We start from the raw sequence: 12,869 nt of genomic DNA, 5'->3' as shown, positions 1-12,869 counted from the left end.
AACAATGAAATGGCGCTTTGGCTTACGAAGTAAGCTGCTTTTATTATCAAGCTTTTTATTCACCATTCCTTGGTTTGGTTATCAATATGTTTGGGAAATGGAAAAATACCTACGTTATGGCCAAGAGCAAACCATTATTGGCACGGCGAGAGCATTGGCTACAGCCATGCATGAACGGGCGAACTTATTTAATAATCAGGCAAGTTTTTTGCCGAGCGTTGAAAAAGGTAAAGACTTATACAGTTATGGCTTATCTGCACCTATTCAACTCGATGGCTTAAACAACGATTGGCCAGACTTTGCCAATAAGGGCCATTTTTACCAACAAAACAATCAGCTTTATACGCATTTGCCACCAGAGCAACTGTCACTTAATTTTACCGCAGCGGTTGGCACTTATGGTAAGTACCTGTATTTATATTTTTCAGTAAACGATAACGAAGTCATTTACCGCAATAGTAATGCCCGCAGTATCGTCAATAATGATCATCTTGAACTCGCTTTTATTAACCCTGATGGTGTTTTTAGTCGCTTTATTATCAGCAATAAAACCACCGGCTGGATTGACGCTTATCGTATTACCGACACCTTAAACGATATTCCAGTGCCAGCGACACAAATTCAGGGCCATTGGCGTGATACTAATCAAGGCTACAATGTGGAAATCCGTATTCCTCTGACTGAATTTAACGACCATATCGCCTTTGCCGTACACGACGTAGATCGCAGCTTAGGCAAAGTAATTGCCTCACTGGGCTCTGCCGATCCAAGCTCTGCAGATACACTAGGAACTATTTTAGTGCCCTCTCCTGAAATTGAACGCATTGTTAAAGGCATGAGCTATACCAACTCAAGTATTTGGGTTGTTGATCAGCATCATAGAGTGCTCGCTAAAACCGGTGATATTAAACAAGCCAGTGGCGTTTGGAATAAACGTGTCAATAGTAACGAGACAGTCGATACCTCTTCAGATAATATTTTCTTCAACGCCATAATAAATGCTTGGTATAGTGTTGAAAAAAATTGGCTAAAACCTTTATACGAGAAAATTCTTACTCAGCCACCCCGTAACTTTATTGACCAATTATATGATTCGGAAAACTTGACGGGTAAACATATCGAAAGCGCGTTAAGTGGTAACCCTATGTCGCAATGGCGTTTATCTACAGATCAACAAGCGGTTGTGTTGTCGGCCGCCTACCCGATATTTATCGATGAAAGTGTTAAAGGTGTGGTGATAGTAGAAGAAACCACTAACGGCATTCGTACCTTACGAAACCAAGCGCTTGAAAAACTGTTTAGTTCAATACTTGCCATTATGCTATTAGGCGCATTAGCGTTTTTCTTATTTGCTTCTCGGATCTCAAATCGTATTAGAACTTTAAGTAACCAAGCTGAATTAGCCATTGATGAGCACGGCAGAATAAGTGGCAATGTTGACACTTCAACAACCAATGATGAAATTGGTGACCTCTCTCGCAGCTTTGCCACCGCCGTTAACCGCCTCGGACAATATAACCACTATTTGGAAAACATGTCTTCACGGCTTTCACATGAATTGCGTACCCCGATTGCGGTAGTTCGCACGTCGTTAGAAACCTTGGCGATGCAACATCAAAGTTCGAATAACAACATTGAACAACAAAGCCAAGAAGCTGAAAACCCTTATTTAACCCGAGCACAACGCGGTATTGAACGGTTGAGTCTTATTTTAACTAACATGAATGAAGCAACCCGCATCGAGCAAATATTGCAAAACACCGAACAAACTCAGTTTGATATTGGTGAAGTGATCAATGGTTGCATACAAGGTTATCAGCTTATTTATAAAGATATTGAATTTGCCTGTCCCCATATTCCACAAGGAAAGCTTCAACTAAATGGCTCGCCTGAACATATTGCCCAACTACTCGATAAAGTGATCGCCAACGCGGTTGAGTTTTGTGACGATAAAAAAGTAGCACTACTATTTAGCAAGCAAGCGCAAGAATGCACCATCACCATTAAAAATAATGGAGAGTTATTACCTGAGCAAATGAGTGAACAGCTTTTTGATTCTATGGTGTCTATTAGGCAAAAACATAACAACGAACAACCACATTTAGGCTTAGGCTTATATATTGCTCGGCTGATCTGCCAATTTCATCGCGGTTCAATTAGAGCGGTTAATAACACTTTAGGTAATGGTGTAGATGTGGTGATCACTTTGCCGTTAATAAAATAACGGTCATTCTCACACTATAAAATTTAACGATAGAAAGGTTGAAAACAGTGCAGTTATTACACTGTTATTTGACACTTTTAGCGGGTAAATTTAACCGCAATAAATCATCCGTTAATAGCAATATTGTTTACTACTTCTCCGCCGGAAAGTAGTAAACACGGATAATTTTTTCGTCTGAAAATTCGTAGACACTAAGCGCGCGTTGAGAATTAAGTCCACTTGCTCCTTGCCAGCTAGCAATTTCAACAGCACTGACGCGATTTTGTGTTGAAATAACACTCGATAACGTTGAGCGACACGTTGAGCAAGATTTAAAATATGCATTCATACTTTTGATCAAATCATGCTTGCCCTTCGCTTCGACAATAACTTTTGTACCATCAACACTTAACCATTCAATATCGTCAGTGACATGTTTTGCCATCGCAAGGCTATCTTGCGCATTGAACGCTATCATGAAATGCTTGACTGTAGCTAAGTGGTTCGACTCTGCTTCACTGGCTTGAGTTTCTAACGCTACAACTATAAATAAAGCGAATAATAAAACTTTTAAAGCATTCATAACCTATCCTTTGTAGATATTCAGTCAAAGCAGGCAGCTAATACTTAGCTTACATGTGCTGTAAATAAAAGCGGGTAAAGTAATTAACTATAATATGCTTCAACGGTACCTTTCATTTTCATGAGTAACGGTTGTCCGCGACGATCTAAGGCTTTAGGCGAAGGAATTTTCACCCATCCTTCACTGATACAGTACTCCTCAACATCTGTACGTTCTTTGCCGTTTAAACGAATACCAATGTTGTGCTCAAAAATTTCTGCTACATGGTGTGGGCTACGTGGATTCCCTGAAAGACGATCGGGTAAGTCTGGTAATGATTTAGTATCGTTCATAATAATGACCTGATTTTAATAAAAGTGCGCTATTCTAGACAATATAAACCCCACCCTCAACAACTCTTACGGAGTTTATCAATAAGTTGCGTTCATTAACGATTATTCGTCGCTATGTACGCAATGCTTATTCAATACCGATATATTTATGAACTTGTACCGACAAACGCCAGTTGTTTTCAATACAGGTGGCAATCGCTAGTTCCGTTGCTCGTTGTTTTTGGCTGATCGGTTGTAGATATATTGGTTTGTTTTCTACCTTAAACCTAGCCAGTAAGGCTTTCAGGTCATCTACATGTTGCTCGGTAGCAATTGGATGTTTAATTTCATTAGCCCGTTGCATAGCACTGGCTAAAATGTCGTAACCGCCACGCATATTGACTTTTGGCGACACTGTCACCCAACAATCTTGTGAAACTCGAATTTCAAAAGTGCCTGAAGTCTCTACTTGGCAACTATAGCCTTTCGCTTCAAAATATTCACACAACTGGCTTAAATCAACCATACAAGGCTCGCCACCGGTGATCACTATATGTTTTGCTTTATAGCCTTGCTGCAAAAAAACGTTAGCAATATCGTCTAGCGATAAATTTGACCACTGCTCAGTTTCTTCTGATTTAGTTAATAATTGTTGACTAGAAATTTCTAATTCTGGATGAATTTCCCATGTATGCTTGGTATCGCACCATGAACAGCCAACAGGACAACCTTGTAAACGGAGGAAAATCGATGGTTGGCCGGTGAAAGAGCCCTCACCTTGCAGAGTTTCAAACAATTCATTTATTTTATAACGTGTGGTCATTACTTTAATGCTTAGATAATTTCGAGTAGAATGCGCAAGTTTTTATTATACCCCAAGAGATAGACAAATATGAGTAATAAAGTTGTGGTAATTTTTTCCGGTGGCATGGATTCGTTCACCGTTCTTAATCGTGCCCTTAAGGACGGTAAAGAAGTCTATGCATTAACTTTTGATTATGGCCAAAAACATGTCAAGGAAATTGCCTGCGCCAGCAAAGTTTGTCAACAACTTGGGGTTGCTCATAAAGTTATCGATATTTCTGCTATCAATCAATTACTTGCCGGTTCTTCATTAACTGATGATATTGACATTCCAGAAGGTCATTATGAAGCAGAAAGCATGAAGTCTACCGTAGTGCCAAATCGTAATATGATTTTACTGTCATTAGCTGTTGGTTACGCGGTGTCGGTGAAAGCGTCACAAGTTTATTACGGCGCGCATTCTGGCGACCACGCCATATACCCTGATTGTCGCCCTGAATTTGTAATGAAAATGAATGACGTTTGCCAAATAGCTAATTATGAAGCGGTTGAAATTTTCAGCCCGTACCTTAACGTGACGAAAACTGACATTTTAACTGACGGGTTAAAAATGGGCTTACGTTATGACGATACCTGGACTTGCTACAATGGCCGAGAAAAAGCCTGTGGTAAATGTGGCGCTTGCCAAGAACGCTTAGAAGCATTCGCTGATAACAATGCCACCGACCCATTAGCTTATGAAGCGTAATAAATAGCACAATATATAGAAATAGTGACCAAATGCGCTCTTTCACATCCATGTGACCGCGTTATACCGTACTTCCTATACATAAAAAAGGGACAATGAATGTCCCCTTATTATTTTTTACTCAGCGGAAATTAATAGTAAAATTAATGGGTAAACAAGGTATCGTGCAAGCGCTCTACTACTTGACTAGCATCTTCTTCAGGCACGAGAAAACATAGATTATGATCGCTGGCGCCATGACAGATCATACGTATATTAAAATCGTTAACCTTATCAAAGATACTGCTACCAACACCTTTGGTACCATGAATTTTATTACCGATCACCGCAATTAAACTTAAACCGTGTTCAACGCTCACTTCACAAAGCTGTTCTAACTCTTCCACCACAGCTTTAGTCAATAAAGCCTGAGTTGAACCTAATGGGTTATCAAAGGTTAAGGCAACACTAATTTCACTAGTGGTGATCAAATCAACACTTAATTGGTGCTTTGCTAATACCGTAAAGACTTTCGCTAAAAAACCACTGGCATGCAGCATTTCCGGGCTTTTCACCGTTACCAAAGTTTGTTCGCGACGCAAGGCAATTGAGCGATAAGTTGGGTTAGAGTCCACTTGTCGTTGTATTCGAGTGCCACCAGCATCAGGCTCTTTACTGGAACCAACAAAAACAGGAATATCTTGCCGCATTGCCGGAATAAGTGTTGCTGGGTGTAAAATTTTAGCGCCAAAGGTCGCCATTTCAGCCGCTTCACCAAAGCTAATTTCATTAATTGAACGAGCTTGCTCGGTAATGCGAGGATCTGTGGTAAAAATACCGACCACGTCAGTCCAAATACTTAAATTACTGGCTTGAATAGCTTCGGCAAGTAATGCCGCACTATAGTCTGAGCCGCCACGGCCCAATGTTGTCGTATTCCCTTGCTCATCACTACCAATAAAGCCTTGTGTAACGATAATCTTATCCGCTAATTGCGGTAACAACAGTTCTTGGGCATTTTCTGCTAATTGTTGTAAGTCAACTTGTGCTTTACCGTATAAATCATCGGTTTTCATCACTTGTCGAGCATCAAAATAATGACCGTTCGCATCAATACTTTGCAAAACTTGGGCAAAAATACGTGAGCTCATTTGCTCACCAAAACTGAGAATTTCATCACTGTTTTGTAAACAATGTTGATTTGCTTGTTGCTGCGCGCATAGTGCTAAGGCATTTAATAGCTGCTCAATTTCTAAGTTGAGTGCTTGATGACAGGCTAAATGTTGGGTAATAGCAAACTGAATACGGCTAATATCAGCAATGATATCAGCGCGTTCTTGCTCAGGTACATTTTCTTGACTCAACCTAACTAAGTGATTCGTAACCCCTGCGCTAGCCGATACAACGACCAGGCGATTACAACTATCTTTTTTAATAATCTCTGCGCAACGCAGCATGGCATGATAGTCGGCGACACTGGTACCGCCAAACTTTGCTACGGTAATTTCATCAGCGCTTGCTTGATTTACCACTACTGACATGCAAGTTCTCCATGAAGTCGAGATTGAACGAATGTAGCGCAATTACTAATTTGTTGCAGATACATAGCCATTAACGTAACAACCAATGCGTTACTATGATTTATTTGCTGAGATATTAACATAAAAATTCTCCCTAATAGCCCAATTACCATCAATTTAATTAAAATAAACTGCATAAAATAAGCTAATAAAAAACAGGAAGAGCATGACTGAGCGTAGAGTGAATAATGGCTGAGGAAACTCATTATTCAGGCGGTACTTTTCAGCCAGAAGCTCTCCACCCAAATCAAGAAAATACTATTAAAAGCCCCTTCTTGCGGTGACAGCCCTAAGGATTCAGCCCTAGTGACCGAATGCGATATGCCACCCATATCAACATTCTCGGCAATTGTCCCCATTAGTAACCATCAACGGATGTGGTTCCTCGTGTTACCTACCTGGCAATTGCACCTCTTCTGGTGAGTAAAATAGCAACTCTTTCTTCAATAAATTCTTACCACTAGCGATAAGAATTGAATTGAGTAAAAGTTCTAATTTACTACAGCGCTATTTAACCCCATTTGATTAACCAGGTCAATAGACTTTTAGATGTCTAAACAAATTTAATTAAGATAGCGATTAATTTAGTTATAAAAAATGCATTTTAAAGGTGTGGACGTAAATTCTGCAGCATCTAGCGAGTAATAGTTAGTTACAGCGCTGTGCTAATCTTTCAATATTCCATTTTTGGGTGATTTTACCTAATGTGCCGTTACGCTTAATTTCGCTAAATGCCGCTTGAAAATGTTCGATAATTTCTCTATCTGTATTGAGGCCAAAGGCTATACTCAAGGGATTCGAGATCACTTTATTTTCATACATTCGCTTTACTTTACTAAGATCAAGGCCGAGTTTTCTGGCTGCTAATCTTAGTGAATATTCCGTCGCAAGAATAAAATCAGCCCGACCAAGAAACAGCATTTCTATACTTTGTTCTTCGTTTGACGTTAAGTAAACATTAGTAAAATTATTGTCTAATAAATATTGTGCACTGATAGAAAATCTGGGGGCGGAAAATGCTTTATCTTTTAAAGCCTTATCAACTAACTTGTTTTCAGAACCATTATGGCGAAGTGTCCAATAGCAGAGCTTTTCTTCAAAAATTTCTCCAAGCCATAAAAAATCTCGATCTCGGCTGTCCGATTTAGTAATGGAGTAGATCATGACATTTTCTGAGTATAGCGCGGTATTGTAGGCACGAGCCCAAGGCATCACTTCTATTTTTGCTGTCGACTGTGCTTGTTGAAGTAATGCTTTTATAACGTCAGTTGAAAAGCCCCCCAAAGTACCGTCGTGATTATAGACTTGATATGGCTCTAATAACTCGGTAACAACTTGTATCTCGTACTGCGACACTTGTTTGGCAACACTGTCGATTGACGATATCAATAGCACACTTAACAATAGTAATTTAGTAACTCGCAATACACAGCTTCTCATAGAATATAACGTAACGTCATTGATAAGAGTATTGTGCATCTAAAAGATGCAATTATTTGTAACTAATTACCTAGTTGCCTGATAACTAACTTGATATCATCTTATCATTCAATGTTAAGGTTAGCCTATTTATGGATTTATTCCTGTTAAAAAAAATTATTAGCTCACTTATTATGCCGCTGAGTGTGATCATTATATTATTATTTATCGCGATTATTTTTTTTCGTCGTAAACCTAAATTAAGCCTGCATGCTCTTGTAACTGCAACCGCCATATTAACTATTAGTTCCCTTTCACCGATATCAGACAGTTTGATGGCGCCTCTTGAAGATAACTACCCAGCATTTACTCGCAGTAGTGATCCTGTTGATTATATTGTGGTACTAGGGTGTTCTCATACCACAGTTCACAGTTTACCGGCAACGAGTCAATTAAAGTCATGCTCTTTAGAGCGTTTGGTCGAGGCAATTCGTATTTATCACATTCATCCAGAAGCACAAATTATTACCTCAGGTTATGCGGGTATTGATGAAACTTCTAATGCCGAGAAGGTTAAACAAGCAGCAATATTATTAGGCATACCGGAAAACAAAATACTTACTGAAAACTTTCCACAAGATACAGAAGAAGAAGCCGAGCTTATTGCGCCACGTGTGCGTAATAAAAATGTTGTACTAGTCACCAACGCTAACCACTTGCCACGGGCAATGAAGTATTTTGAAATGTATGGCGTCAATGCCATCCCTGCCCCTGCTAGTCCATGGGTTAAAGAAGATGAACATAAATCTTGGCAATACTACGTGCCAAGTACGAGAAAACTACAGCAAACCTCGACCGCATGGTATGAAACATTAGGCCGTATTGTTCAGTGGTTTAAAAGTTTATAGTATAAGAAATAATCGTATTTAAAATATATTCGAAAACGGATCACCACTAACCAGTAGCTTACAGGCATTTGTTAGTGGTTAACTAAAAGCGTTAATAAATTTACGCTTAGGCCGGATTATCAATATCAATAAACTTAGCTTCTACTGATAAATTTTCATTAAAATGTTGTGCTAATGCCTTAGCGCCATAGCGCTCAGTTGCATGATGACCGGCACAGTAAAAATGAATATCCATTTCTCGGGCAACATGGGTGGTTTGCTCTGAAACTTCACCACTTATAAAGGCATCAATACCAAGCTCTGCAGCAAGCTCAATATAACCTTGACCACCACCACTGCACCAAGCCACGGTTTTAATCGCCTTATTTGACGGTGCAGCAATATGTAAACACGTACGGTTCAATTGTTCGCTAATGCGTTGTTGTAATGCCTCGGCTGATAATAGCGAAGCAAAGTCACCACGCACAGGCACACTTAATTCATTGCCAACTTCTAATGGAGCGACGTTTTCAATGGCGAACAATTTCGCCAATTGTGCGTTATTGCCCAAGGTTGGATGAATATCTAACGGTAAATGATAAGCGAACAAATTTATATCATGGTCAAGCAAGGCTTTAATACGCTTATGTTTCATGCCACGGATAACATAGCTCTCATTTTTCCAAAAGAAACCATGATGCACCACTAAGGCATCAGCCTTTTCATTAATCGCTTGTTCAATAAGTGCTTGTGTTGCGGTTACACCGGTTATCACTTTATTGATGCGTTCAGTACCTTGAATTTGTAAACCATTTGGGCAAAAGTCTTTGATTTGCTCTGGTTTCAGTAAGCTATTGAGATAATTTTCAAATTCATGACGTTGCATGTTTTGTTTTCACCTATCTTTGGAATATTAATACACCTTTGTATTTCGTCTCGTTAGACTAAATACAAAATTACTTATGATTTTGCTTTCTAGAAGAATTCATTGTTGGCACTTTAACCGGCTCAAAGCGGGGCCTCAGTTGCCATTTCGCTTTAATTGGCGTTAGCGGTAACACTCTTTTTTTCGCCACTATAACATAAACTGAGCCCAAACTTGGAAAATAGCGCGCGGCGAATTTCCGCCACTGAGCACTGAACATGCCTTCACTATATTGTCCAGACAATGACGAATGTAAAAAGCGATGATCTAGCTGTATTTCAAAGCCCATCAAATGCAACCAATCTTTCACTCGCATCGGAGAAAATAGCCTTTCATTCCAAGGTGTTTGTTTACGTCGGTATGGAATAAATTTATTAAAGCCCACTAAACTAAAGGGGTTAAAGCCTGTGATAACTAAATAGCCATTAGGTATTAATACTCTATTGGCTTCACGCACCACGTGATGTGGGTCGAGAGAAAACTCTAATGCATGCGACAAAACACAAACGTCAACACTGTGCTCCAGCAAAGGTAAATCGTCAACCTCAGCAATAATGTCAGCAGCATTTGCTTGATTGGTTAAGGTCAGTTGATGTTTAATTGGACTTGATGAACTATCTATTTCACCACTTAAAGCCCCTAATTTTAACAAATGATAGCCGAAAAACTTTGGCCACCATGACGCTAAAACTTGATCAATATTTTTTACGATTAATCCGCCATTCGGGAGATCCAACCATGAATTGGGTAAATTGGGGTGCCTAAACGATAGTGCTGGCTTCATAGTTTAAACTTGTAAAAAAGTGAGTATAATCATCCTTTCAGTATACTCAGGAGCCGCACATGCTGCAAAGTCAAACCACCTCTAAAATGCAAGTTTCCATGATAAAAGCCTTTTCTGATAATTATATTTGGGCGATTTCATCACAGAGCAAACCTGCATTAGCAATAGTCGATCCTGGCGACGCTGACGTTTGTATTGATTATATTGAACAAAACAACAAACAGCTCAGTGCCATTTTAATCACCCACCATCATAGCGACCACGTTGGTGGTATAAATAAGCTCGTACAATATTGCCAAGATAACGCCTGGCCGTTAACCATTTATGGCCCTGAAAACGAGAGCATTCCACATTGTGATATTAAATTAAATGAGCATTCTACCTTTGTATTAAATGATTTAGCGCTCGAGTTTTCGGTAATCGAACTACCTGGACATACTAGTGGACATATTGCCTATTTGACACAAGATAGCTTGTTTTGCGGCGATACCTTATTTTCCGGTGGTTGTGGTCGATTATTTGAAGGAACTGCTGCGCAAATGTTGAATTCGTTAGAGAAACTCAGTTCCTTGCCTGAGAAGACTCATGTTTATTGTGCACACGAATACACTAAGGCCAACCTAGATTTTGCCTTAACGGTTGAGCCAAGTAATAGTGAACTTGTTTATTACTACAACCAAGTATTACAAAAGCGCACGCAAAATATTGCCACAATTCCTACCTCTATTTTACAAGAGAAAATGATCAATCCTTTTTTACGTTGTCATCGAGAGAGTTTAATGGCCAGCGCCAGTGAATTTAGTGGTAAGTCAGTAACAGATCCATTGTCTGCATTTACGATAATAAGGGCTTGGAAAGATAACTTCTAGTTGCTTTTTTATAGCAAAATCTTGAATTAGCCCGCTAAATAAGTGAAACTGGCGGCAAGTAAATTTAAATAGATCTTTCATGAAGTATATATCGTTATCAATTGCCGCGGCCCTTATGTTATCAGGCTGTCAATCAAGCCTTAGTCAAAGTAAGCCAGAAAACCCCGAGACTAACCAAGAAAATCAAATCGTTATCGATATTGCGTCGGTTGTTGAAATTAATCAAGCGCTGCTAGTCGATGAAGCAATTGATGTCATTCATCCAATTGCAGATGTGAGTGTTGATCTTGGTAATAGCGAAAAAGAAAACTATTTAGCCAATGATGTTTGGCAAAGAATACGCAGTCAACTTAACTTTCAAGTGCCTGAAAATCGTCGAATCGCCAACCAGCGAAACTGGTTTGTTAAACACCCTGACTACTTAACTAGGGTTGCTAAGCGTGCAGAGCCATTCTTGTATTATATCGTCCAAGAACTCGAAGCGAATGATATGCCAATAGAAATCGCTTTATTGCCTATTGTTGAAAGTGCATTTGACCCATTCGCCTATTCGCATGGTCGTGCATCTGGCATGTGGCAATTTGTACCAGGCACAGGCAAGCGCTTCGGTATGAAACAAAATTGGTGGTACGACGGACGACGTGATGTCGTTGCTTCCACCCAAGGTGCGATAAAATATCTCAAATACTTAAACAAGTTTTTTGATGGTGATTGGATGTTAGCCCTCGCAGCTTATAATTCTGGCGAAGGTCGTGTTCAACGTGCGGTACGAAATAATAAAAAGAAAAATAAGCCAACTGACTTTTGGTCTTTAGATTTACCGAAAGAAACTCGCGCCTATGTCCCTAAATTATTAGCACTTGCTGATATTGTAAAGCGTAATGACGAGCTAAAAATAAAACTGCATAAAATTGATAATAAAGCGGTTATAACGCAAGTAGATATTGGCTCACAATTAGACTTAGCAAAAGCCGCACAATTAGCTGATTTGTCGTTAACCGAATTGCAACGATTAAATCCTGGATTCAACCGTTGGGCAACCGATCCTGATGGTCCACACTACCTGCTATTGCCTAATCATAAAGTTGCGCAGTTTCAGCAGCAGCTAGACAAACTTGACAAAAAAGAAAGGTTAGCCTGGCAACGATACAAAATTAAAAGTGGCGATAGTTTAGGCTTAATTGCCAATAAATTTAATACTGAAATTGACCTGATCAGACAAATTAATAAAGTGAAAGGCAATCAAATAAGAGCCGGTAAATTTTTGCTGATTCCGGTTGCCACAGCCTCATTAGACAGCTATATCTTATCGCAAGATCAACGTCTAGCCAAAACACAAAATAGAGAGCTTACCGGCAAGAAACGTATTCATATCGTTAAGTCTGGTGATACGCTGTGGGATTTAAGTCGCAGTTATAATGTTTCAACTCGTAGCATTGCCAAATGGAATGGTATGGCGCCAAGAGATACCATTAAGCCTGGGCAAAAATTAGTGATTTGGCAAAAAACTTCCGTAAGCAAGCTTGTAAAAAATCAAGCAATCCCGAATGAGCAAGCGATTATGCGCCATATTACCTATCGTGTTCGCAAGGGGGATTCATTTGCCCGTATAGCAGACAAGTTTAACGTCAGCATTACCGATATCGAGCGTTGGAATAGTCTTAAACGCAGTAAATATTTGCAACCTGGACAAATGTTAAAGCTATCGGTTGATGTAACCAATAATATTTAGTGTTAAAGCTAAACAATAAAAAAAGCGCTAATACCTAGCGCTTTT

At 39.4% G+C, this 12,869-nt stretch carries 12 protein-coding genes and 1 riboswitch; of the genes, 5 read left to right on the top strand and 7 right to left on the bottom strand.

Annotated features, from left to right (window positions below):
* Positions 1-4 precede the first annotated feature (4 nt).
* Positions 5-2,224 (top strand): proteobacterial dedicated sortase system histidine kinase, encoded by a 2,220-nt coding sequence (gene pdsS / locus AC27JP_RS07640; protein ID WP_487113696.1) that lies wholly within the window; start codon positions 5-7, stop codon positions 2,222-2,224.
* Positions 2,225-2,354: 130 nt separating this feature from the next.
* Here pdsS and AC27JP_RS07635 read toward each other — a convergent pair whose 3' ends face one another.
* From AC27JP_RS07635 to queE, 3 genes are all read right to left on the bottom strand, one after another.
* Positions 2,355-2,786 carry a nuclear transport factor 2 family protein gene (locus AC27JP_RS07635; RefSeq protein ID WP_487113694.1) on the bottom strand — a complete coding sequence of 144 codons (432 nt, stop codon included), beginning with the start codon at positions 2,784-2,786 and terminating at the stop codon, positions 2,355-2,357.
* Positions 2,787-2,869: 83 nt separating this feature from the next.
* Positions 2,870-3,118 (bottom strand): DUF3297 family protein, encoded by a 249-nt coding sequence (locus AC27JP_RS07630; RefSeq protein ID WP_487113692.1) that lies wholly within the window; start codon positions 3,116-3,118, stop codon positions 2,870-2,872.
* A 127-nt stretch (positions 3,119-3,245) separates the two neighbouring features.
* Entirely contained in the window at positions 3,246-3,920 is a 675-nt protein-coding gene (gene queE / locus AC27JP_RS07625) for a 7-carboxy-7-deazaguanine synthase QueE (RefSeq protein ID WP_487113690.1), read from the bottom strand.
* Positions 3,921-3,989: 69 nt separating this feature from the next.
* Between queE and queC the strand changes: the two genes are divergently transcribed.
* On the top strand, positions 3,990-4,649 hold the full coding sequence (queC, locus tag AC27JP_RS07620; protein ID WP_487113688.1) for a 7-cyano-7-deazaguanine synthase QueC: 660 nt from the start codon (positions 3,990-3,992) through the stop codon (positions 4,647-4,649).
* Positions 4,650-4,792: 143 nt separating this feature from the next.
* Here the strand turns inward: queC and lysC are convergent, their stop codons facing one another.
* Positions 4,793-6,169: a lysine-sensitive aspartokinase 3 gene (gene lysC, locus AC27JP_RS07615; RefSeq protein WP_487113687.1), complete on the bottom strand. Its 1,377-nt coding sequence runs from the start codon at positions 6,167-6,169 to the stop codon at positions 4,793-4,795.
* A 262-nt stretch (positions 6,170-6,431) separates the two neighbouring features.
* Positions 6,432-6,632, bottom strand: a riboswitch (Lysine riboswitch).
* A gap of 224 nt (positions 6,633-6,856) precedes the next feature.
* A complete protein-coding gene (locus AC27JP_RS07610; protein ID WP_487113685.1) occupies positions 6,857-7,597 on the bottom strand; it encodes a substrate-binding periplasmic protein in 741 nt (246 codons plus the stop codon).
* Between the two features lie 182 nt (positions 7,598-7,779).
* Between AC27JP_RS07610 and elyC the strand changes: the two genes are divergently transcribed.
* Positions 7,780-8,535: an envelope biogenesis factor ElyC gene (elyC, locus tag AC27JP_RS07605; protein ID WP_487113683.1), complete on the top strand. Its 756-nt coding sequence runs from the start codon at positions 7,780-7,782 to the stop codon at positions 8,533-8,535.
* 106 nt (positions 8,536-8,641) lie between these two features.
* Here the strand turns inward: elyC and AC27JP_RS07600 are convergent, their stop codons facing one another.
* Entirely contained in the window at positions 8,642-9,400 is a 759-nt protein-coding gene (locus tag AC27JP_RS07600; protein WP_487113681.1) for a Nif3-like dinuclear metal center hexameric protein, read from the bottom strand.
* Positions 9,401-9,470: 70 nt separating this feature from the next.
* Complete coding sequence (locus AC27JP_RS07595; RefSeq protein WP_487113679.1) at positions 9,471-10,223, bottom strand: class I SAM-dependent methyltransferase; 753 nt, start codon at positions 10,221-10,223, stop codon at positions 9,471-9,473.
* Positions 10,224-10,282: 59 nt separating this feature from the next.
* On the opposite strand from AC27JP_RS07595, the gene gloB reads away from it, so the two are divergent.
* Positions 10,283-11,092 (top strand): hydroxyacylglutathione hydrolase, encoded by an 810-nt coding sequence (gene gloB, locus AC27JP_RS07590; RefSeq protein ID WP_487113677.1) that lies wholly within the window; start codon positions 10,283-10,285, stop codon positions 11,090-11,092.
* 79 nt (positions 11,093-11,171) lie between these two features.
* Positions 11,172-12,824 carry a lytic transglycosylase gene (locus AC27JP_RS07585; protein ID WP_487113675.1) on the top strand — a complete coding sequence of 551 codons (1,653 nt, stop codon included), beginning with the start codon at positions 11,172-11,174 and terminating at the stop codon, positions 12,822-12,824.
* The last annotated feature ends 45 nt before the right edge of the window (positions 12,825-12,869 follow it).

The organism is Colwellia sp. SU-HH01172, from assembly GCF_057553355.1.
The sequence above is the reverse complement of the archived record's forward strand: the minus strand, read 5'-3'. Positions and strand labels throughout refer to the sequence as shown.

Excerpts from the sequence above, each read along its gene's own strand:
- pdsS (WP_487113696.1), top strand. The coding sequence starts at position 5 with ATGAAATGGCGCTTTGGCTTACGAAGTAAGCTGCTTTTATTATCAAGC.
- AC27JP_RS07600 (WP_487113681.1), bottom strand. The coding sequence starts at position 9,400 with ATGCAACGTCATGAATTTGAAAATTATCTCAATAGCTTACTGAAACCA.
- AC27JP_RS07635 (WP_487113694.1), bottom strand. The coding sequence starts at position 2,786 with ATGAATGCTTTAAAAGTTTTATTATTCGCTTTATTTATAGTTGTAGCG.
- elyC (WP_487113683.1), top strand. The coding sequence starts at position 7,780 with ATGGATTTATTCCTGTTAAAAAAAATTATTAGCTCACTTATTATGCCG.
- queE (WP_487113690.1), bottom strand. The coding sequence starts at position 3,920 with ATGACCACACGTTATAAAATAAATGAATTGTTTGAAACTCTGCAAGGT.
- AC27JP_RS07630 (WP_487113692.1), bottom strand. The coding sequence starts at position 3,118 with ATGAACGATACTAAATCATTACCAGACTTACCCGATCGTCTTTCAGGG.
- queC (WP_487113688.1), top strand. The coding sequence starts at position 3,990 with ATGAGTAATAAAGTTGTGGTAATTTTTTCCGGTGGCATGGATTCGTTC.
- AC27JP_RS07585 (WP_487113675.1), top strand. The coding sequence starts at position 11,172 with ATGAAGTATATATCGTTATCAATTGCCGCGGCCCTTATGTTATCAGGC.
- AC27JP_RS07595 (WP_487113679.1), bottom strand. The coding sequence starts at position 10,223 with ATGAAGCCAGCACTATCGTTTAGGCACCCCAATTTACCCAATTCATGG.
- gloB (WP_487113677.1), top strand. The coding sequence starts at position 10,283 with ATGCTGCAAAGTCAAACCACCTCTAAAATGCAAGTTTCCATGATAAAA.
- lysC (WP_487113687.1), bottom strand. The coding sequence starts at position 6,169 with ATGTCAGTAGTGGTAAATCAAGCAAGCGCTGATGAAATTACCGTAGCA.